The organism is Neisseria sp. HMSC065D04 (assembly GCF_001815675.1).
GTDB lineage: Bacteria > Pseudomonadota > Gammaproteobacteria > Burkholderiales > Neisseriaceae > Neisseria.
Map to the genome: position 1 here is coordinate 22,689 of NZ_KV821529.1, position 21,702 is coordinate 44,390.

The 21,702-nt window shown below is 47.0% G+C and carries 23 protein-coding genes; 1 reads left to right on the plus strand and 22 read right to left on the minus strand.

Translation table 11 applies throughout. From position 1 onward, the window contains the following. Positions 1-20: 20 nt before the first annotated feature. Positions 21-227, plus strand: coding sequence for a helix-turn-helix domain-containing protein (locus HMPREF3050_RS09210; RefSeq protein ID WP_070774559.1), 207 nt, complete (start codon positions 21-23; stop codon positions 225-227). A gap of 57 nt (positions 228-284) precedes the next feature. On the opposite strand, the gene HMPREF3050_RS09215 is transcribed toward HMPREF3050_RS09210, so the two are convergent. The 22 genes from HMPREF3050_RS09215 to HMPREF3050_RS09315 form a co-directional block, all read right to left on the minus strand. After that, positions 285-1,181 (minus strand): zeta toxin family protein, encoded by an 897-nt coding sequence (locus HMPREF3050_RS09215; RefSeq protein WP_246830256.1) that lies wholly within the window; start codon positions 1,179-1,181, stop codon positions 285-287. A 239-nt stretch (positions 1,182-1,420) separates the two neighbouring features. After that, complete coding sequence (locus HMPREF3050_RS09225) at positions 1,421-2,047, minus strand: recombinase family protein (protein WP_070774561.1); 627 nt, start codon at positions 2,045-2,047, stop codon at positions 1,421-1,423. After that, positions 2,044-2,286, minus strand: a complete 243-nt coding sequence (locus HMPREF3050_RS09230) for a hypothetical protein (RefSeq protein ID WP_049230299.1) — start codon at positions 2,284-2,286, stop codon at positions 2,044-2,046. Before HMPREF3050_RS09230 ends, HMPREF3050_RS09225 begins: the two co-directional genes overlap by 4 nt. A gap of 227 nt (positions 2,287-2,513) precedes the next feature. Next, complete coding sequence (locus HMPREF3050_RS09235) at positions 2,514-3,578, minus strand: relaxase/mobilization nuclease domain-containing protein (protein WP_070774563.1); 1,065 nt, start codon at positions 3,576-3,578, stop codon at positions 2,514-2,516. Positions 3,579-3,588: 10 nt separating this feature from the next. Continuing rightward, positions 3,589-4,140 carry a plasmid mobilization relaxosome protein MobC gene (mobC, locus tag HMPREF3050_RS09240; protein ID WP_070774564.1) on the minus strand — a complete coding sequence of 184 codons (552 nt, stop codon included), beginning with the start codon at positions 4,138-4,140 and terminating at the stop codon, positions 3,589-3,591. Positions 4,141-4,200: 60 nt separating this feature from the next. Beyond that, positions 4,201-5,364 (minus strand): hypothetical protein, encoded by a 1,164-nt coding sequence (locus HMPREF3050_RS14375; protein WP_168166265.1) that lies wholly within the window; start codon positions 5,362-5,364, stop codon positions 4,201-4,203. A gap of 269 nt (positions 5,365-5,633) precedes the next feature. After that, a complete protein-coding gene (locus tag HMPREF3050_RS09250; protein ID WP_070774566.1) occupies positions 5,634-8,213 on the minus strand; it encodes an LPD7 domain-containing protein in 2,580 nt (859 codons plus the stop codon). Positions 8,214-8,275: 62 nt separating this feature from the next. After that, on the minus strand, positions 8,276-10,291 hold the full coding sequence (locus tag HMPREF3050_RS09255) for a type IV secretory system conjugative DNA transfer family protein (RefSeq protein ID WP_070774568.1): 2,016 nt from the start codon (positions 10,289-10,291) through the stop codon (positions 8,276-8,278). A gap of 54 nt (positions 10,292-10,345) precedes the next feature. Further along, positions 10,346-10,720, minus strand: a complete 375-nt coding sequence (gene ssb / locus HMPREF3050_RS09260; RefSeq protein ID WP_070774570.1) for a single-stranded DNA-binding protein — start codon at positions 10,718-10,720, stop codon at positions 10,346-10,348. A 14-nt stretch (positions 10,721-10,734) separates the two neighbouring features. Further along, positions 10,735-11,883, minus strand: a complete 1,149-nt coding sequence (locus HMPREF3050_RS09265) for an ATPase, T2SS/T4P/T4SS family (RefSeq protein ID WP_246830257.1) — start codon at positions 11,881-11,883, stop codon at positions 10,735-10,737. 35 nt (positions 11,884-11,918) lie between these two features. Beyond that, positions 11,919-13,259, minus strand: a complete 1,341-nt coding sequence (gene virB10, locus HMPREF3050_RS09270) for a type IV secretion system protein VirB10 (protein ID WP_210399930.1) — start codon at positions 13,257-13,259, stop codon at positions 11,919-11,921. Further along, on the minus strand, positions 13,256-14,086 hold the full coding sequence (locus HMPREF3050_RS09275; RefSeq protein WP_070774572.1) for a TrbG/VirB9 family P-type conjugative transfer protein: 831 nt from the start codon (positions 14,084-14,086) through the stop codon (positions 13,256-13,258). The genes virB10 and HMPREF3050_RS09275 overlap by 4 nt, the downstream gene beginning before the upstream one ends. 27 nt (positions 14,087-14,113) lie before the next feature. Continuing rightward, the gene (locus HMPREF3050_RS09280; protein WP_049225670.1) at positions 14,114-14,815 is read right to left on the minus strand and encodes a VirB8 family type IV secretion system protein; all 702 of its coding nucleotides are present in this window, start codon (positions 14,813-14,815) and stop codon (positions 14,114-14,116) included. A 3-nt stretch (positions 14,816-14,818) separates the two neighbouring features. Continuing rightward, on the minus strand, positions 14,819-14,941 hold the full coding sequence (locus HMPREF3050_RS15125; protein ID WP_283122380.1) for a hypothetical protein: 123 nt from the start codon (positions 14,939-14,941) through the stop codon (positions 14,819-14,821). 75 nt (positions 14,942-15,016) lie between these two features. Further along, a complete protein-coding gene (locus tag HMPREF3050_RS09285) occupies positions 15,017-15,490 on the minus strand; it encodes a hypothetical protein (RefSeq protein ID WP_070774575.1) in 474 nt (157 codons plus the stop codon). A 10-nt stretch (positions 15,491-15,500) separates the two neighbouring features. Next, entirely contained in the window at positions 15,501-15,692 is a 192-nt protein-coding gene (locus HMPREF3050_RS09290; protein ID WP_070774577.1) for a hypothetical protein, read from the minus strand. A 24-nt stretch (positions 15,693-15,716) separates the two neighbouring features. Further along, positions 15,717-16,634, minus strand: coding sequence for a TrbL/VirB6 family protein (locus HMPREF3050_RS09295; protein WP_070774578.1), 918 nt, complete (start codon positions 16,632-16,634; stop codon positions 15,717-15,719). A gap of 59 nt (positions 16,635-16,693) precedes the next feature. Beyond that, positions 16,694-17,359 carry a TrbJ/VirB5 family protein gene (locus tag HMPREF3050_RS09300; RefSeq protein WP_070774581.1) on the minus strand — a complete coding sequence of 222 codons (666 nt, stop codon included), beginning with the start codon at positions 17,357-17,359 and terminating at the stop codon, positions 16,694-16,696. Positions 17,360-17,446: 87 nt separating this feature from the next. Further along, entirely contained in the window at positions 17,447-19,858 is a 2,412-nt protein-coding gene (locus tag HMPREF3050_RS09305) for a VirB4 family type IV secretion/conjugal transfer ATPase (RefSeq protein ID WP_070774597.1), read from the minus strand. Next, a complete protein-coding gene (locus HMPREF3050_RS15035) occupies positions 19,758-20,192 on the minus strand; it encodes a VirB3 family type IV secretion system protein (RefSeq protein ID WP_094113376.1) in 435 nt (144 codons plus the stop codon). Before HMPREF3050_RS15035 ends, HMPREF3050_RS09305 begins: the two co-directional genes overlap by 101 nt. A gap of 12 nt (positions 20,193-20,204) precedes the next feature. Next, complete coding sequence (locus HMPREF3050_RS09310; protein ID WP_070774583.1) at positions 20,205-20,519, minus strand: hypothetical protein; 315 nt, start codon at positions 20,517-20,519, stop codon at positions 20,205-20,207. 64 nt (positions 20,520-20,583) lie between these two features. Next, positions 20,584-21,225: a lytic transglycosylase domain-containing protein gene (locus HMPREF3050_RS09315; protein ID WP_070774585.1), complete on the minus strand. Its 642-nt coding sequence runs from the start codon at positions 21,223-21,225 to the stop codon at positions 20,584-20,586. Between the last annotated feature and the right edge of the window lie 477 nt (positions 21,226-21,702).

Below are 21,702 nucleotides of genomic sequence, written 5' to 3' on the forward strand. Positions count from 1 at the left end.
CCGATTTTTTAGGAACAAACATGATTGATAACCCCGAACTGGGATACACCCCCGCAAATTTAAAGGCGTTACGCCAAAAATACGACCTGACGCAACAGGCTACCGCCGATCTGTTAGAGGTAAATATATCAGCATTTCAACGCTGGGAGGCTGATATAAATCTCAAAAGCCATACAGATATGCCATTAAAAAAATGGGTAGAGTTGATAGCTAAACTTACACAATAATTAAGGTTGTTAGTAATGCCAAGAGAATTAACTTTTGGAACAAGAGGTTTAGTAAATTTAACGCTCAATATCTAAATCCCTATCTTGTTTGGGATGCTTATCCAACTGTTGAAGTTGGTTGTCATATAGATTGATTTTTGCTTGAATTTGGAAAGAAGGCGGTAGTTTGGCAATCAACTCCTCTGCTCCAGCGATTACTTGTTTTTGTGTATTTGACAATAAGTGGGCGTGTTCTTGTAAATTAGTTTCCAATATTCTCAGACGACGTGTGTTACGGTGTAGTTCATGATCTATGGCTACACTTGGCATTTCTTGGAACTGTACACGACTATCAAATATTAATCCCTCACGCGAATATACTTTAAACTCATCGGCTTTGCCTGATAAAAACACGGCGTCCGCATTTTGTGGCAACAACTTAACAACCAAATCATGATGTTCTTTGGGCGTTGCCCTTGGCGTTTCTCCAAGCAGCTCCATTGCATGATAACGTTCCAAGGTGCTTTGCCAGCTTACTTCTAATGGTGCTGTTTGGATATAGACGGCAGTTTGATAACCATGTTCACGCATTTTTTCCAAAGTTCTCATGGGCGTTTCGGTAGTGCGAAATGTACCTTCTACACTGATGTTATATCCTTCTCGTAATGCCTTTTCTATTACTCGTTCGGTCATATGTCCTGAAAAGGCGGCGGTATGTTTGGGGGAATCAATACCATATTGTTCTTGTATGCCGTCAAAATTAGGATGGTAACGACGGAACTCATCGCCATTAATGATAAGAACGTTTCGATTCAATTCTTGACGTATTATTCCTACTAAGTTTGATTTACCTGCTCCGGGTTGTCCTCCCAATACAAATCCTTTCGGAGATTTGACTGGACTTACCTGCTGTTCGGAAATCAAGTCATTCCACAAATGCCGGAAAATCAACGCTTCTCGTCTGTCCGACATCATACGTCCCATTCGATGTTAGGCATGATTGAATATTTTTGATGTAAGGTATTGCACTCCTCCGCTACTCGGCCGAAGTCGATATTTTCCGGTTTGGTGTCATATAGGAAACCACGCAACTCAGCAATGCGTTTTTGGTCTTCCGAGCGCACCTCCGAATAGGGTGTTTTGCGTGAAATAAGTGCCTGTACACTGGCAACTCGTTCTATTAAAGCGTCTTTCTGCATTAACGTAGCCAATTTTCATTCCTCTTTTGGGATTTGAGATTGTTTGTGTTGCCGCATTACCACTTTGACTAACGATACGCTGCATCCGGCTAGAGCGGCCGTTTCTTGAAGGGTATGGTTTTGGCGTAGGCTGACAATCAGTTTATGCTTTTGGATATTTGCCTGACGGCCTTTGTAAAGTCCCTGTTTTTTTGCCTCAGCAATGCCGGCGGCTTGACGGTTACGCCGTTGTTCATAGTCGTCTCTGGCCGTTTGTAGGGCAATTTTGAGCAGCATGGTTTGTATGCTGTCCAAAACAATTTTGGCAATTTCGGAATCGGTTTGGATTTGGCTCAGGTCGATAATGCCGGGAATGGACAGGAACGCACCTTTTTCGCGGATGCGGTCGACCAGTTTTTCCGCTTCTGCCAAAGGCAAACGGCTGATGCGGTCGATATGTTCGGTGATGATCACATCGCCATCTTGCAAGTCTGCAATCAGTTGATTCAGGACAGGTCGATCAGCACGGACACCGGAGGCCTTTTCTTTATAGACACCCGCAATGTAGTAACCTTCAGCTTTAGCTTGTTCAATTTGGGCGTTTTGTCGCTCGAGATTTTGTTCTTCGGTACTGACACGTTGGTAGATTCTCGCTGCTTTCATGTTTTTTCTACTTGAACAACGAGACCAATCGCGTCTTTATGTTCCATCTCACGAATACCCCAAACGCCATTCTGTAACGATTTTTTGAGGTCTTCATCTGCATCCGACGGTAAATTGACAATCAATTTGAAACCGTGTTTTCTCCCTGTTTTAAATATATCTGAAACAATAAGTTTCTCATCACGGGAGAGTTGGTAATATTTTTTTCCAATTAAAGTCTTCATGCCATCTGTAATCATAAATGTTGCTCCTGGTTATTTTGGGTATGCTCTAATTGCCTATCAAATAAATGCCTTAAAATTTGGCTAATTTAAAATAATCAGGACTTAAATTGTTCATAATCAAATTGTCTACTCTATTTGCCCAACGAGCAATATCATTTGCACAGTTTGACTCATCAAAAAAACAAAAAAAGCCCTGCGGCCATACAGACATCTGTATGGCCGCAGGGCTTTTACTTTATCGTTTAACGAGAGAGGTCGTTGTCTTGTTCAACATTTGACTGCCTGAAAGAGCGGGTTTCGTGTTGCATTTGAGGTCTGACTTTTTGGTCGTATTCCTGTTGAGCTTTGGTGCTTAGAGGCTGTCCAATCATATCCTTAGCCAGTTTACTGATAAGCCGGGCTTCATTTTTGTGTCCCATCTTATACAGTTCTTTGGCGATTAGACCGTATTCAGCCAATATGTAACCGCGTGTCTGCATGACCTTCTGAATGTGGGGATGTGTTGGTCGTTCCAAGTTCTTGATGGCTTGGTTCAACTCCTCCAGCCGCTGCTTTTCAATGCGGGGGGTCGCTCCGCGTTTCTTCATTGCTTTCACTATGCCGTTTTCGGCTTTGTGTATCTTTCCCCTGTGCTGTCGTTTGGTGGCGGCGCACTCTATGCCTTCCTCACGGAGTTTTTCGGCAAAACGGACACGCCATTCAAAAAGGTCGTTTTTGCGTGGGTTAAGTCGCTGCCCGTAAGTATCTCTCATCAATACACACAAATGGACATGGGGATGCTCGGGTTCACCTTCTTTTTCAGATTCGTGATGCAAAGCAAACAGGTATTGATGGTCGGCAAACTGTTCGGAAGCGAAATTGCGGGCGGCATTCAATACAGCCTGCGGAGGTGTTCCGGCGGGCATGGACAAGACGATATTGAGGGCTTCCCGATGTTTACCTCTTTCAGGGATATTGAGTTTCTGCCAGTCATCAAGTTGCGATTTGACCGCCTTTTTACCGTTTAACTTTTCGCCGGAATGATTTTCGACGGTAGTTTTACCATTGCGGGAAATATAGTCCAAATGGTTTCGTATGCCCTGCATACCGTTAGAGTTACGGCTAAGTCGCTTGGGAATTTTAACCATGACTTCAGGGTGTTTTTTTGCAGCGGCTGTCAGGTTGGTCAAACCGCTGCCCGGTTTGAGCGGAACGCGGGAATTTGTCCGGTGTTTGGATTTTGGGATGGGGATACCGGAATCTTTAGCTCGGACGGAACGGGTTTTGTAGCCCAAGAACCAGTCGTCTATTTTACGGTGCAGGGACATAGGTTTGCTCCTATTCAGACAAGCGTTTACGGTTGGTTCGTAGTACGTCACCTACCCTTTGGGTATGTTGTCTGATGAATTGGGAAAGGGCATTGATTTGGTCAGATGTAAGTGAAACACCTTCGCCCATGTTGAGGCTTCGGGCGATTTGGTTCAGGTTGCGGCCAATGGCAACAAGCTGGTAATTGGATTGGTGCAGGACTTCGACTTCGGCGGCTGACAACATGGGATGGTTGCGGACGTGGGACTGGACTATATCGCGTACGATGTCGTTCACACTGCTTTTATGTTGTTTAGCGGCGGCCTCAAGGTAAGCGCGGTCTTTTTCCGGGAGGCGAACTGTAATCCGCTTATTGCCTTTGGGCGGTGGAAGTCTGACCAGTTCGGGTTCCTCCGGTGCATCCAACCGGGCTTTCAGCATATTTTTTGCAAGCAGCGATACACTGGGTTTCCCGTATTCTTTACAGGCAATTTCGCGTAAAGCTGCCAATTCGCCTTCGGTTAAACCAAATACGCGCAGGGCAAGGCGTTTTTCGTCGGTTTCAATTGTGTCCTTACTCATCTGTCTGTCCTAATAGGAAAAGGTCGTCTGAAACATGGTTTCAGACGACCTTTCTTATCGTTATCTTCCGTAAAACAGTTCCTGTTGCTCAGGAGGCTGTTCCAGGTCTTTTTGTGTCGTCAGGCGGCCATATTGGGTCTGATAGAAATTCAGGCGTGCCTGCATCTGTGTTTGTTCGGGCAGGCCTTTAATCAGGTTTTCCATGCCTGCCTCTAAAATGCGGTGCTTTTTCTGCCCGTCTGCATTCATATCAGATAACCGTTTTTCATACTGTCCTTGAACTGCCTGTAAACGTTCCTCAAGGGATTGTTGTATAACGGCTGTGTTTGAGCCTTTGATAGTTGGGGCAGGGCGGATCTGCTGTGGTACAGGGTGATGGTTGAGCCACGCGACGATGTTGCGATCTTCGTAATAAGGAATGGCAGGATCCAGCTTGGCGTATGTATCTGCAATATCGCAACCCAAGGCTGTGAAGGCAGTAGTACGGGGATTTTTGTAACCGGTGCCAATATAGCCGGAAGGTTTCATGGCCTTGTCGCGCAACCGTTCTGTAAACTGTTCCAGTTCAGTCAACCGTTGCACCGTATGTTTCTCCCCGTATCCGTTGACTTCACCACCATTGATTTTGTCCATAAATGCTTCCATACGAACATAGGGAATACCGGCTTTTTCCAATAAAGCTATTCGTTCGGCAATTTTTTCGGATTGTTTGGCGATGACCGCATCCAAAGAATCAGCCGCATTCTGCCAGCCGCGATTGAAGGCTCGAAGGTCTTCACCTTTGAGACCGAAATCAGGCATTGTGGGTAGCTGGGGAGGACGTTTCACAGATATTTCAGGTAACTTTTCTGCCGGTTCTTGTGCCAACCGGGCTTCGTTTTTTTCTGATGCCGCCTCTTGTTTGGTTACGTTTTCGCGTTCTTGGCGGTGCAGGGCGAGGATGTGGTTATAGGTATCGCGGAATTTGGCGAACTGCTCGCCTTTCACGCCTTGCAGGTAGGCATAGCCGAACTGCTGCTTGTCCTTATCCCATATGATGCGCGCTTTCTCCACGCCGCTGACAAAAAAGCGGTTCGGGAACTTACGCCACTGAGTAATCTCGCCGGACTCGATCATCGGTTTCAAAAATTCGGGGATGTCGGCATTGTTCACGCGGTCGATCGCCGCCTGTTCGCGTTCGATGGCGCGTTGGGTCTTCTCAATTTCCTTGTTCGCCGTCCGCAAACCGTCGTTTTGGCGTTCCCAGCGATTCAATGTTGCCTGTCCGTTGCGCTTGTCGTTGAGTGGTTGTCCGTTTGCACTAAGAACGTCGTCAAAATGGTTTTGCAGCCGTATGTCGAAAGCCGCCTGTTTCTTTGCTAGCGACTGTTGCAGGATTTCCATTCGTCTGCTGCTCGCAGGTTGCCCGTTTTCTTTATCTGCCATATATCCTCCAAAAAGAAAACAGCCTGAAACCGAATGGTTTCAGGCTGTAAGGTAAACCGTCAGAAAAATCAGCGGTCGATTTCCACTTCAGGCTCTTGGGAGCGTCCGTGCTGATGCTGCCGATCGTTTTGTCGTGCATGCTCCGGAGACGGAATCTGAATCGGATCGGGTAGTTTCAGCTTTGTGCCGCTCATCTGTTTGGCGGTATGCTCGTAGTAGTTCCGTAGGGCTTGGGTGCGAACATTTCCTTCAAGACCGCGTAACGTATCCATTACTCCACGTTCGTAAAATGCCAGTTTCTTCTGATTCGGCTTACTCAACTTTTGCGCCTTCTGCATATAGTTGTCTTTTGCCGCAATTAAACCGGTATCCAGTGCGGCCGCTTTCATATTATCGGTTTGATGTAGCACTTGGGCGGGGATTTCTTCCTGACCAATGGAGTGAACCGGAACGTCTATGTCGGTATCAGCTCGTGGCGAAACATTGATGGCACTGTCGGACGGCAAGGTATTTTGTGCTTTCAGGCGGTCGGCGGCAGACAACATGGCAGCATCAGGTTGTGTATGGACGCGCTCCTCTCGTTCAACATCCGGTTTTGACTGTTCTTGCCCTTGAACAGACTTGCCGGTTTCATGTTGCGGGTTCGACTGTTGAGTTCGTTCGGGATCAGGCTGCTTTGGCGGTTTTGGCGGTTTCTGCGCCGCGTCCGGTTGCCTTCTGTCCTGTTCCTGCGTTATCTCTGGCGCAATACCGTTTTGTGCGTAACGTTCCCGCAATTCCTCCACACGCTGTAAATCGGCGGCGGTCGGTTTGTAGCCACTGGTACGGATACCTTGGGCGGCAGCTTCAATAAACATTGCCTGGCGAAATTCTTTACTGCCTGACAACTTGATGCTGTCCCAACCTTTAGCCTTGACGACTTCCAGCATATCCCTGACCGTTTGCGGATCGGAAAGTGCGGTTTTAAGTTGCTTACCTTTATCTTCAAACAATACTGTTTTGTAGTCTGAAACGGAATAGAATTTGCCGCCTACGGTGTGGTAACGTGTTTTGATGTTGTCTGGGATACGGTATTGTAGGTCTAAAACGACCTTACGGGCGTTTGGTTCAGTTTCAGACGACCTATCGAACTTTGGGGCGGTAAATTTCGGTTCGGAGCGGGTAGAACTCTGTTCTTTTTTGCTCGTTTCGTGAGCAGGCTCATCTTTTAAGGGTGCTTCCCATCCTTGTTCCGTTTTGTAAAACGTTACACGTTGTCCATCATGTGTAATACCTTCATAGGATTTAAGCGTACCTTCTTTATCCAAGTCTTGTTGAATTTCTTCGGGGGTTTTGCGTAGATACATGATGTCGGTTGTAGCATCATGCAACTCGTAATGTTTAAAGTCAGACTCACGGTAAACCGGCTCATTGATGACTGTTTGGGTTCGACCATCGTATTCAATACTGTTGGTTGTATTAGAAGAGGTCGTCTGAATGTTGTCTTTGTTTTCAGGATTCATGGGGTTCTCCAAGTTTTCAGGTTCAGTACGGCTATTGTTGGCTTTCTCAGCCCTTTCGCTCCATGCTTCCAATTCGTCGGCGATTGCCTGTTCTTGGCTATTGTCGGGGTTTAAGACGAGATTGACACCTTCTGCGAAGGACTGGCGAACGGCTTCGAGTCCAGCCAGTTTGTGTAGGTCGTTGAAGTCGCTCGGTAAAGGGGGACGACCTTTTTCATCGACCCCTTTGCCTTTCTGATATTGCTGTATCAGCGTCATAGAAAATTCAGGTTGGATTGCCGTGGCACGATCGCCCAACAATGCGGCTGCCTGTCGTGCTTTTTTGATACCGGTTTGCGAAGCGTCGTTATCAACAGCAATCACGACGGGGACGTTTTGAGGCAGTTTTTGTGCCAAGCGTTCGGCAACGGCAACCATGTTGCCTGCATCAAAAGCAATGATGACGGGCTTGCCCGTGGCTTCGTAGATGCTTGCCGCCGTAGCATAACCTTCCGCCATGACGACACCGACTTTTTCCACATCATCGGCCTTGCCGATAAAGGCATAAGCCCCCTGAACCTGTCCGCCTGCCAAGAAGCGTTTGCCGCCGTCTTGGTTGATGGATTGCAGATTGACGATTTCATTTTCATACAGGACGGGGATAATCAGATTGTCGTTGTCCTTATATTCGTTTTGACGCAGACCGGCGATGGCATCCGGGTTGGTAATACCTTTGGCGGCAAGATAGGGATGGCTCAACGAAGCGGGGCGGCTACTATTCCAAATCTTTTGTGCCGTGCCTTTCACCCTCTGTTGCGTCTGCTGCCGCTCCTGCTCCGCCGCCTGCCGCCTTGCCTCCGATTCCGCCTTGCGCCGCGCCTGTTCTCCCACGCTTGGCGGCGTGTAGGGCTTGGCAGGCTGCCAGCCGTTCTGCCGCGCCAGCTTCCACACCGTTCCGATACTGAAGCTGCCCGGTTTAAGGCTTTTCCACGTTGATTTGGCGGCACGGTTGTCATAGTTGTCAGCGCGTTGTGACCATTCGTCCCAAAGGTCGTAACCGTTTTCGCCCAGCTCGTCTTTAACGGCCGCGCCAACCTGCCACCAAGTATCGCGATCATGTGAGTCGATATAACTCAAGGCACTGCGGATGTCGTCAATGTCGCTCATATTTCCATTTCCTTATAGAAAAAATAAAAAATAGGGCGGTCTGCATTTCACAGACCGCTTTTTTATGCTGTTTGAACAGAATCCCCAATAAACTGCCTGATGAACGGCAATGAGTCCTCTCCCCAATTTTTTAAAAGGGCGGGCATCAATGCCGCGATATAGTCCGGCGGGCTGTCCGGAGGCAAAATCGAAGCAAGAATGGCACCGGCGATTTCTTCGGCGTTGGAAGCATCCGACCAGTGGAAACTTTCCATTTCCTCCGGTGTTACAAAGGTTGCTTTCGGAGCTGTGACGGGTGCTTGTTTACTAAGATGGATGTTCAAAACCGGAATCTCCGGTAATGCCCAGTTCGCCCGTTTGGCGAATACCGGATCGGTGTAGTACACGATTTTCTTGGCGTAGATCGGACGACTGTTGCCCAAACTGATGATACAGTCACTTTTCGGCATCATTTTCATCTCGTCAGGATTCATTACGGCACGGCGTTGGTCGGAAATGCTAGTGCTATTGCTGTTGCCCTTGCCGGAGGAGTGTGAAATAGATTTTGCCTTGAATGTTTCGTAGCCCACCAGCTTGCTGTATTCCTCTGCGTCGGTCTGTTCGCGTGGCGGATAGACGATTTGACAACCAAAATTGGTAAAAAAGGTGCGCGTAGCGTCGCGGCCATACAGGTCAGTTACTTGGGACGGGGTTTGGATAATCAACAAAAGCCTTAACCCGTAACCGGCAATGTATGAAACACCGTGCTGGATGGCGGGAATTACGCCCAAAGCGGTAAATTCGTCCATCAACAAGCAACATTGATATTTCAGCATATCGGGATTGTTGGAAGGTAGACCTTGCTCGACATTTACTTTAATCAGTTGGCTGAAAAACAGATTCGTCAACCGAGAGAAAATGGCAGTTTCGGTCGGGACGATACCGATATAGATAGTCATCCGTTTTTTGCGTACTTCATCCAAATAGAAATCGTCGCCACTGGTTGCCGATTCGACCACGGGATCGATAAAGATGCCTAACGGAGAAATCAACGTCGACAAAATATCCGCCCCAGTTTTGGCGTTACCGTTGGCATAACCCATCAGTAAACTACGACAATTTCTACTCAACTGTGTATGCGGCTGTTGCTCACGCAAGACTATTTCGTCTTTAATCCATTCCACCAAGGTGCGGCCTCCGGATGGAGTCGTCAAACGGAACAGGTTGGCCAGCGTGGTTTTGTTTTCAGGCAGGGACAGATCACGTTCGTGTTCCGTCTCAATCATGTACAGCAGTAGTCCGGCAAACAGGTTTTGTGTAGATTCTTGGAAAAAAGTTGTACTGTTGTTGTTGTCATCCTTAGGAGGTTTCGGATATAAGATAGAAGCGATGTTTTTCACATCTTTGTAGGTGTAGACGGGATTACGGCGGATGTAGGTAAAGGGATTCCAGCGGTGCGACACCAAGGGCGCATTTGGATTGCGTTCGTGCTCCGGCATACGCCCGCCCGGATTGAACAAAAATACGTCCTGTCCATGTGCAGCACGGTAGCCACCCGTAATCAGGAAATTTTCCAATTTCGGATCGAAAACCACCAAACTGTCGCGGTAATGCAGGCAGTTCGGTATCACAATACCCACACCTTTGCCGGAACGGGTAGGTGCGGCCAAATACAGAAACTCGTTGCCCGACCAACGCAGGTAGCTGTTGCCGTATTTGCCAATTAACAAATCTGGTGCTTCATCGGGTTTAAATTTCTTTCTCAAAAGCCCATGTGTTTCAATTTCCGAACGGTTGGCAAAACGCGCCGAACCGTGCAGCTCGCGTTTAGGTTTCATCAACATACCGGCACACACGATCAAAAAAACCACCGTCGGTATCAATAGGGCAAGACCGGCAGACACCTGAAACGCTGTCAGATAATCAGGAGGGAGGCGGTCATAATATTTCCAATAACGGTAAAGCATTCCGATCGACGGTTCTGTCTTCAGATTCATCCAACCTGAAAATACGACACTGCCCAAATATAGACCGCCTGCCAATGCAGCAGGGACGGTTACGGCAAGAACGGCAATCAGAGCCAACAGTTTCTTTTTCATATTCGAACCTCAAACAAATAGCCCGCTCATGGCGGGCAAGGTTTTCAGACGACCTTACAAATAGTCGGGCAGTCCTGCGGCGGCGGCAGACGGTTGGCGGGTATGGATAATCTGCATCTCGCCGACAATAATTTCATGCACCGTCCGCTCCACCTGCTGCCTGTCTTTATAAAAACGGGACTGCATTTTGCCGATAACGAAAATACAGTCCCCTTTTTTCATGTATTTGTAAACCGTTTCCGCCTGTTTATCGTACAGCACGGCGGTAAACCATTCGATACGCTCACGCTGTTCGTCCGTTTCCCTGTCGCGCCATTTTTCGGAATAGGCGATGGACACGGTTGTCGTTGGTTTGCCGTTGGGCAGATAGCGCAATTCGGGGTCTTTGCCCAAATTACCCATGACTTCGACTTTGTTCAGATATGGCATGATGTTTCCTTTTCTTATTGCAAATATCCACGCATCGCGTAGTATTTCTCGACCGGATCAAAATAGAGTTCGGTCATGTGGGTTTTCTCGAAATAGGCGACGACATCGATACTGGATTTGACGGAATTGAGGATATAGTCGTAATCCATCGTCCTGCCGGTTGCCGACTCTTTCGCCAGTTGCGCGATACGGTAGTGGACGCTTCGTGCGTCGTTGGCATGGACTGACATCAGGCCGCCCGGGTGTCCGGTGTTCAGGAGCGAGATGTAATCCCAAGCCTCGTCGCCTCGCAGCTCGGTCAAGAATACACGGTCGGGTTTTAAACGCATACAGGCGGCAATCAGCATTTTTGCCGTGATGTGTCCCTTGTAGAACAGATGGGCATGGTTGGGATGCTTGGGCAAATCCAGTTCGTGTGTATCTTCCAGTGTGATGATGCGGGTTTCCGGCGGAACAAGGTCGGATAGGGCTTTGGTAAACGTCGTCTTGCCGGAGCCAGTGCCGCCTACCATACATATGTTGAGTTTGTGTTTGATGGCTAAAGCGAAAAAGGCATTCATATTACGGTTTGCCTTGTGTTCCAGCATCTCATATTGCCAGGGCTGGAGCTGCACATCGTTCGGCAGCTTCATCTTGTCAGAAATATCCCGATAATATTTGCTGTCCATCTCCATTTCGCCAAGATTGAGGTCGTCTGAAACCCCATAGGCAGATACGTCGTGGAAGCGATTAACGCGTTCCGTATTGATATAGTCGTCCAACGAAAAGCGTGTCTGCGACGGTTTGCGGAAGGCATAGACGATGGTTTTGTCTTCGCAAGAAGGCGGTATCATGATATGCCCGCGTTCGCCGTCAGGCAGGGTAACGGAATGGATGGGCTGCTCCATGCTGATATGTTTACTGTTATAGGTACATAACGCCGTAGCAAGTTGAGTCAGGATCGGCAATGTTAAACGGTCGTCTTCTATCCGTTCAAAACCGGCTGATGTTTCCAAAAAGACTTCGCGTTCGCGGTTAATCAGTACTTCGGTTACGCCTTCGCGGTTGAGATAGTCGTCCAAGCCCGTTTTGGCCATCAAGTTACGGACAACCGCATCAGAATGGATTGATGCCTGCCCGTTAAAAGGTTTCGGATTTTGTGTCATTTGGAATTTGGCTTTCATAAAAAACCTGCTCCCGAAGGAGCAGGTCGTCTTAATCAGTATCCGTAAGGATTGACCAATTCATACACGTTACTGAAATCGACATCCCGAGCGACCATGATGTTAATCAACGTGCCTTGATTAATCGTGCCGGTTGGCGGGATATTTATACTGTTTTTCAGGGCTTCAGTTGCCAACTGTTGCGCGGCTTCCTGCGTATTCTCATATGAGATATGATTGTTGTTGCCGTTGGTACGGTTTTGGCGGTTACTGAAGGCATCGCCGGCGTCGCCTATCATGCTGATCATGAGAGCACCACCGAAGCGCCGCCAAAAATGATATTTCACATAAGCAGCATGGCCGCTCTCGCCTAATGCTCCAGCCCCGGGACTGGCCAATGGTACTTTCACGCCCGACGGCGTTTCCAATTCGTTCCACAACACGAAGACCCGCGCCTGACCTTGCAACAGGGCGGAAGTCTGTTCGCCGATGATTTTGCTGCCGCGCTCGATCAGAAGGGTTTTCCCATTGGCGGAATATACATCTTTTGACACGATGCAGCGGGTAAAGCCCGGCTGGGTTGTAACGATCTTGGTATCCAGCCCACAACGGATATTTGTTCCCTTAGCAAGCAGGTAAGTTAAATCTCCACGTTGTTGCGCTTTAACCGATGCCGTCGTTGTGGCATTCAGGCGTGAACCGAAACCATTGCCACTGCTACCTGATAACGGACTATTGCCTTCCGCTTCGCTAAATAAGCTCGAACCAGTTGTATTCATCTGTTGACCGCCTTCTGAAGAAGGACTGCCCAAAGAGACGGGACGAGTATTTTCTGACATATCGCCCTCCAGGTTGGCCATCACATTGCCACTCATTTTCCGGTCTTGGGGCGTTTGTTTTGGTTGGCCATCAGCAGGCAATGCTCCGAGATCGGGTTGTTCAACTGATTGTTCAGCAGGTTGACCGCCTGCCGGTTGAGCTTGCGAGGCTGCTTCAGTCTTCGCTTCTGAGGCCACACCTTCGGGAGCGGCTTCGGAAGCTGCCTGTTGTTCCGACAGGGCAAGTTCAGCTTTATCTCGATCGAAGTTTTTACCTTTTGTTGTTTCAGGAGCAGATGCCGCCTGTGGTTGCGACGCTTCGGCCTCTTCGCTGCCGCCAGTCATGCCAATTAAACCCGATACGACTACACCGGCTGCAAGAATACCTACACCTGCGAATAACACTTTACGCATATTGTTGGGCGCCGTGGAATTGAGGTTCAACGGCATACCGGGTTCGATTTTTTCGTTCTTGACGGATTGGGACAGAGCTTCGGGTTTTGTGTAGTCGCCGTTTTCTACCGTATTCAGTTGACCCTGTTCCTGATTTTTACGTTTGAATTTGTCTAAGATTTTCATCTGCCATCCTTCTCTATGCGTACTGAGTCTCGGCTGCCTGCCCCTGTACGGTTGAAAGAGCCTCTTTCGTTAAAACTGCGGTTTTCCAAACCCAAAACCGATTTACCCAAGCGCAATACAAAATGTTTGGCCGTTTCATGGATAACCACGGTATCGCCGTCCACATGGCTGTTGAGCAGCATTTCCGAACCGTCGTCCATCACCTTGTAAATCAGCGGCAGCTCACGGCCGTTATCGAAGCTGAAATAAGTAAAGCGGCCGTTGTCGTAGGCCGCTGTCGGTGCAAGTGCTTTATCGCCTTTACCCCAATAGTTGTAATTGTGCCGCGCGTTGGGGCGGTGTCCTGCCGCTTTGAGTTTTTCTAAAGCCTTTGCCTGTTTCTGCGCTTCGGCTCGGGCTTTGTAGGCCGCCGTGTCGGGATAGACGAACCGCAATATATAGGTTGGTTTTTGCACATATTTGCCGTTTTTCTTGCCGGTCAGCGACAGGTCGAAGGCATACGTCCGTTTTTTGTTGGTCGTAATCAACATATTTGTGGCAGGTGCGGAAGCAACCGGTTTCATGTAGAGGTTGTTGCCCCGTGCTGCCAAGTTCCACGCTGCGGCATCACCCATACCTAAGCCGCTGGTCGGATCGCCGGTCAACAGCTCTCCATCTTCAAGTTGGATTAAAACTGCCTCACCAATGCGTGCATGGATATGGATAACGTCATCGGGATTGTACATAACGGTTTGGATGCGGCCGTCTTTAGCAGACCCTTTTGGGATGGATACCGCGCCGGATACCGCAGGCAAGAACCCCATCAGCAACAATGCTGTCAGTTTCATATTTAAATTCATCGTTAACCCTTTCTGTTATGGCGCGGTTTCCGGATCGACGCGATAACTTTTGACAATAAAGCCCAGCGGATTGATACGTCGGGCTTCTTCACTCATAGGCTGGTTCGCGTATTCATAGCCGATAGTGGCAATCATGTTCTGCACGGGAATTTCCTGATTTAAATCCCCCGATACCGGCACCATACGTTTTTCAAAACGGACTTGTGCGGTGTTACCGATAAAGGTCACGGCTTTCACTTTTGCGACAACTTTATATTGGTTTTTCAGAACTTTATGTGGAGCCTGCGGATTGTCATTGTAGATTTTGGCATAAGCAGCCTGTGTTTCCGGAGAACTCATCAACATGACTGCATCGTAGCTATCTTGTATCGTTACCCAGTCATAGCTTTCACGGAGTTGGACATACCGAGTCAACCAGTGTTTGTCCATTACTTCGCCATAGGACTGCTCCTGATTTTTCATCATAGTAACGATTTCGGTACTCCCAGTGTTGTTATCCACTTTGACTACATATGGTCGTGTCTCTTTCAATGGTGTAAGACCGGCCACCGCACCGACCGCCAGACCGGTAATCAAGAGACACACGCCGCTGATGCGCCATGCGATTTTGGCGTTTTTATGGACACGCACAATTTCTGCACTTTCAAAACCCTTGGCGGCATTGATAAATTCAGTAGCCATCTTGTTATTGACAGCTTGTTTTGATTTTTCAGACATCGTTTACCCTCTTGTTTGCAAAGTTGAATTGATTGGAAACGGCGAGCCATGCGGTTGAGGCGGGTTTTTTCCTGCACAAGCACAAAGCATGACGGCTGAAAGTGATAGTAGAAGGATGGTTTTCATAGAAATTTCCTTTAATTTAAATTTATCAGCTATAAAAAAACACCCCGTTTGGGGTGTTCTTTTATTATGCTGATTTTAAAAAACATCTACACGATAAGTTGCTTTTGTAGTATTCAGCTTCTCGCCTTTTGATAGATTAATAGAGTAAGGGTCTGAAGTGTCAATCCCTATTCTCTCATTTGGCGGAATGGTAAATTCAGAACGTACATAACCTCCGTGATTCCCCTTTTGATCGTAAATAGGGACTTTGATAGATATACGAAGATTTTTCTTCGTTTTGTTGTAGGCCTGACCTTTAAAGTGTACCGAAGTGAGATCACTCACAGTTTCCTGTGTCAACCTCAAATTTCTTACCTCATATTGGGAAGTAACCTTATCAGGCATGGCGATTGTAGTTGTAGCCGTTCCGGAAGAAGAATTTGTTCCTGAATTAATTCCTGCCAAAGTAGTGTTAACTGCCTGAAGACCGTTCGTCAGTTCAGCGCAAGCGGCCAAACTAAGGCTAAAAGCTACTAGAGTGGCAAGTTTGCCGATTTGGAGATACTGCATGTTCAAACCCTTAATTATCAAAACGAACCGGAATAGGTCGGTCAAATAGTTTAAAAATTAGTCCTAGTATCGATAATCCGATACACAATCCGGCAATTCTAGCCAAATAGCTATCCTGTAAATTGCCGAACATGCCAATAAACACTAATGTTCCCAAAGAGAGAAGCAACATCCACAAAAGCATTTTAGTAACAACAGTCATGGTAATTTCCTTTTAGGATATTTTTCATTTTGGTTTGACACTATTTCCTCCCGGTAGTTTCACACCTTTTGCCCATCTAGCCACAGACATAACAGTTCGGCTGAACCCATTTACTGATGCCCCGCCGGTTAGAGCTGATGCGATTGAAGGTATGCTCCACGCAACTAAAATGAAAATCGTGGTCGATAGGAAAAAGAGAGGAATCAATCCTACTACCTGAGCAACAGAAGCGATCTCTCCAACGACCGCATTTTGCAAATGTTTCTGGAAGAAATCGTTCTGTAATGAACCCAAAATGACAAAAAATACGACTGTTACAGAATAATTAAGAATTTGCCCGATCCAGTTCATGCCCCACTGGCGTGTTGCCGGAAACAACATGGAACCAATAAACATTGGACCAATAAGGATAACCATGGCCAAAGATAATTTGGCAATCAGGTAATAAGCAAAAGTAATGATAAAGAACAAATAAGCCAATAGTACTGCAACCGAACCTCCGATATAAAGCATCAGTTTGTCTGATACTTGGAGGACATCCAATTCGGCTGCATAAGCAAAAATATTCTCCATCATCGTTAAGATGTTGTTACTTTGAGTATCCAACGCGCTGGCAGTATAGGTGGAAGTCCCCAGTAATCCGCTTAAATTTTCGGGTAACATCCACAGAATGTTTGCGATTTTTTGATACTGACTGGAATTGAAAGCAAAAGCAATAATAAGCAACCAGCCGAACATGCGCTTGCCCAAATCCATAACGTTTTCGTTAAAACCGCGATTGTAGGCATCTAAAGCCACCAAGAAGATATAGATACCGAAACCTATCTGAAAAATTGGGGTAATACCGCTAATTAAGTTGCCGGACTTGGAAAACAGATCGGTTCCCATACCGTTTAACAGATTATTCGCAATATCAGAAAAAGCAGATGTTGTTTGAGCCATAATATAATCTTTATCAGATTGCACCCGAGGACATCGGGTGCTAGTTAATCACGAAGATATTAATTGCAAGCCGAATAGTTACCATCACGGATATGTTTCGCCATGCAAGACTCTCGCGCAGCATAACGGCGTTGTTCGATTACCTGTTGTTGTTTAAACAGTCGGTCAAACATATCCAACTTGGTCTGATTGTTGGCAATTTTTGCCTGTTCAGCCGCGATGCGGTTTTGCAAATCGGCGGCCGCTTTAATATCTTGAGTGGTATTAATCTGATTCATCAGATTTTCGATATTTCCCAGTTGTTTTTTGGTTTCTGCAAATACTTTGGAAAGCATTTCCTGATTTTGCACCAACAACTTATCAGCACCATCCGCTTTGTAGGCCTTGCTATTTATCATCGACTTATAGTCGATGTTTTTCGCACCATCATAAACAGCACTCCACTCTGAAGGGATTTGGTCTTTAACCGTATCCTTCAAAAGGTTGCCTATATTTCGTGAGCCGGTCATCGCTTTAAATTGTTTGACCTGTTGTTCATATTGTTGCTTCAACTGCGTAAGTTGTTTTGCCATTTCTGCCATTTGCTGGACGAAGTTTTGAGTACGTTGAGCAGCAGCTCCACCATCAAACACCGGAATTCCGGAAGCATTTGCCATAAATGGCACTGAAGCCAAACTTGTGGCCAGCAATACCGAGCAGACTGTTTTTTTAAAATGGATTTTCATTTTGAACTCCTATTAAAAAACCGCCTAAAGGCGGAAACAAAAAAGGCCGTCTGAAATTTCAGACGACCTTCGTGATAAAGATGAACATCATGCGACATGGGCTTTCTTCCGTTCGCGGCGTTCCTGTACTGCCTCAACAAACGAACGATACCAAACATCCGGATTTTCACTGCCAACATCCTTCATCACTCGATACAACAACTCCACGTTGTCAGATGATCCGGACAGAAATGCCATTTCATCCTGAAAACCGTACAAATCCAACATGGCGAATGCCGACTGTTTCGACTGCTTAACCAAGAATGTGCGGCTTTCCAACGAGAGTTTGGACAACTCCTCAAACTCTTTTACCGTCAGGCCGCAACGTTCGTAGCTGTTTTCATACTCGGCATCAGGGTTTGGCAGGAAGATTTTGGTCGGCGTCTGTTGAACAATGGCGGGGAATATCGGACAGGAAATAGCGTCTTCCGGCGATTGCGACACCAAAATCAGCCAGCCGCCGCGTTTGCGGTCGGTTTTCAGAATTTTGAGCATGATGTCCTGCAATGCCTCAAAACGTGCCGCATACCAAAATTCTTCAATGATGGAGGCAAGGATGCCATCTTCTTTGGCGACTTTGTCCATCATGATGTTTCTCAGATGGAACATATACGCTAAAACCGGAGCGGTTGGCGGATAGTCATCCTTCAGAATATCAGTCAGGTCAAAGCCGACACGGTAGAACTGTTCGGCATCAAACAGGTTCGTCGGGTTGTCCAAGCACCATGCGAACCGTCCGCCTTCACTTTCACACCATTTGGACAGGCGCATACGCAGTGAGTTGGGATCAGGAACGACGGGAATACTTTGTAACAGATGGCTGAAACGACGGTGTTCGTAATCCATGCTGAACATCGTATCGACGGCGGCCTGAATCTCTTTTTCTTCCGTCGCCGTCAGTTTGCCGTTTTCATCTGCGCCGCACATGCCGACCAAGCTGTACAGGAATTCACGGTTTGCCGGTGTATCGGGCAGTTGGAAGGGATTTAACCCGGTCGAAACCCCCGCTTCTAACGCAAAATACGAGCCGCCAATGGCACGGATGAATATCTCCATGCCCCGGTCTAAGTCCATCACGAACATATAAGGGTTGAAGCGTTCGGTAAACGCCATCATGGCTGTTTGCAACGTAGTTTTGCCGGTACCGGTTGCACCCAGTATCAGCGTGTGTCCGGCGATTTTTTCGCCGAGGCTGTCCTCCTTCAAGTTTGAAAAATGGAAGTTGAAGTCGTAAATCGTTTTGGACGTGGTTTGCAGCGGCATAATTGCCGAACCGTCGCCAATCGGATTACCCTGTTTTTTACCGTGCGAGTAGTTGTGTATGCCGAAGGTCGTCGCAAAGTTGGTTGTCGTTTTCGGGAAGGAACGCGGCTTTTCCTTGCTGCCCGGCACTTGACTGAAAAACGTAGCCGGAGCGGAAAGTCCCGCCTTGGTAAAGCGGTAGCCGCCCGCATTCAGGAATGTGGAATAGGCACGCGCACCGTTTGCCGCTGCCTCTTCCGCCGTCTTACCGTACACGACCAACGCCGCATGATAGTCGCCGAACATCAGTTCGCCCGATACCAGCAAGCCCTGCCCCTCTTCCAGCTCCTTCTGTTGCGCGGTCGCTTTGTCGTTGACCGATGTCAGGTTGTTGAGCTGCTTCTTGATTTCGCCTTGCATGTCGTATGGATTAATAAATACAAGGCTTTGTGTGAAAGTGAACTCACACGGCAGATTCAAAATGGATGTCAGGATTTTGGGCTTGCTGACACCGAAGTCCTTCAAATCGAACATCTGCGCGAACTTGCGGGTTCCGTTTTGGGAACGGATTTCGCACAAATCCGAGCCAAAATGCAGATTAGCCCCGGGAATGGTCTGATAGGCATCAACAACCGAAAGCGGAATCTCTTCCCTTGTTCCGTTAATCAGGCTACCGAAAAACGAGTACACCTCCGAAAAGGCAACACCGTTTTCATTCTGATAGGCAGTCAGAAGATACGGATCATAGGGTTCGAGTGAACGCATCAGAATCTGAATCTGTTCCTCTGCCTCTTTAATCCCTGCTTCCAAATAGTCGAACTTAATCAAAACCGTCAGATGGAACACGTTTTCAAAATAATCCGCTTCCTGAAAGCGTTTCAGATACTTGTCAGCAAACTGCTGACAAAAATTCGTCTGAAACTTGTAGTCACGGTCAAAGACAATCTTTTGGCGTTGCAGCGTTCCCCACACCGCCAAACGGTTGCCCAAGGTTTTGCCCATACCGGCAAGCAGGTTGCGTAACGATACAAACTGCGTGAACAGGTGCTTGTCGTCCACACCATCAAACGGCAGGCCTTCCATGCGGATAACGAAGGCGAGATGTCCCGTTTTGTAATTAACGATGTTGTTTGTGACGTGTTGGCAGATTTTCGGTAGAAAATCCGCCCCAGCCGGCTGCGCTTTCAGAGCGTTGCTCAAAAAATCGCTGATAATCACTTTGTTGTCTCCCGAATTTTGTGGCGAGAATGGTATTGGTGCCGTTGAACATTTTGGCATTTCGACGACGTAAGAAATATTTCGTTTCATAGAAATAAATCCTTAACGCTTGGTCATCGTTAACACAGATAGTGCGTATGAACGCTAAAATCGGTATAGGAAGCAGCAGAAAAAATAATGCCTTTCCGTGAAGGAAAGGCAGTGATATTGTCATTAGCATCATTGAAACGAAACCACATGCTGCTATGGCCAAAACGGGCATACCTAAAACCATTGCCTGACGACTCAAACCATTAAATGTTGGTTGTTCGGTATCAATATTTTCTTTTTGCATAAAATATTCTGCCTAAAAAGACATTTTGCCACCAGTAGCAAACAAGAATGCGACGAAACCGATAGAAGCACCGCCACCAACAATATATAAACACTCGACTAAAATGTTATACCAAGTCTTCTGTCCATTTTTTGCGGCAAAAAATGCCCATAACAATGTAATACTAAATAAAATTCCGACAAATGTATAAAGACCGGCACGAATCTTGGTTGCAGTAGAATTTAGGTCGTTAAATCCATCCGCCAAACTTAGTTGAGCCATTGTCAACAAAGCAATTGTCGCAATAGTTTTGGTATTGTTTACTGCTTTTTTGATGTTGTTAGTCATCCTTTTTCCTTTTTACAAAGACAAAAAAAACCGCATATAGCGGCAATGAATAGCCCGAAGGCAGTTAAAACTCTTTGAATACATCCCATTCCGCGTATCGCTTGGCGGGTGCTTGGGCTGCTACTTTAACTATGTTTTCAGACGAGCTGTCAGATCGGGCAACAGCAGGTATAGGTTTCAACTTGAAAGGCTGAACAGGGCTTGATGCCAAAACTGTACGGTTGCCGCTCAAACGTGCATAACGCGCTTTGACGTTTCTGACATAGTGCTGCGTTTCCCGATATGGTGGAATACCACCATATTTACGAACTGCTCCTTCGCCGGCGTTATAGCCGGCAAGCACTAAGTCAAGATTACAGCCGTGAATACTGGATCTATCAGGAAAATGATTACATAAAAAACGCAGGTAACGAGTACCTGCGATGATGTTTTGTTCCGGATCGTAAAGGTATTTTGGGTTTACCCCCATCCGTGCTGCCGTCCCAGGAATAACCTGCAAAAGGCCTCGCGCATCTTTGTTAGACAGGGCATAACGGTTACCACTACTTTCTCGTCCCATAACTGCCCAAACCAAATTCTTGTCTAGCCTTTGTGCAGCGGAATGTTTTTCAACCAAAGCCTCATATTGCGGGTATGGGGCAGCGGCAAACGCCGATGAATGGCAGATAACAAAGAGCGAGGCAGTTAGTTTCAACATTTTTTTCATATTTTTTTCACATCCCAGTTCTCAGCAGGGGATACCTGCCAGTCATTTACATAACGGATACGGCCGCCCTCAATTGAGTGATACCGTGTTCCATAAACATACACTTTCAAACGACCGTCAGACATGGTTTTCAACACATTGCAGTACATCAAGTAATCAATCCGAGACCGACTATTCAATGAATGCGAACATTTTAGAAAATGCGAACCGTTCCAACCATCCGGTTGTTCCTTATGAATTCTTCTACCCATTACTTATCCTTTATTTTTTCTGAAAAATAAAAAAAAAAAACGAAAAGCGAAGCAAATTGATTAAAAATGCTTGGATTTTCGTTCTTTGGAGTGTGTCTGGTTTGTGCCGGGAGAAGGCAAAATCAGACTGTATCAGACTGAAGGTGCTGGCTTCAACTCTGTTTAGAAACAATTAGTTATATTTTATTTTTTGGACTTTTAATCCGTTGGTCGAGCGTTCGAATCG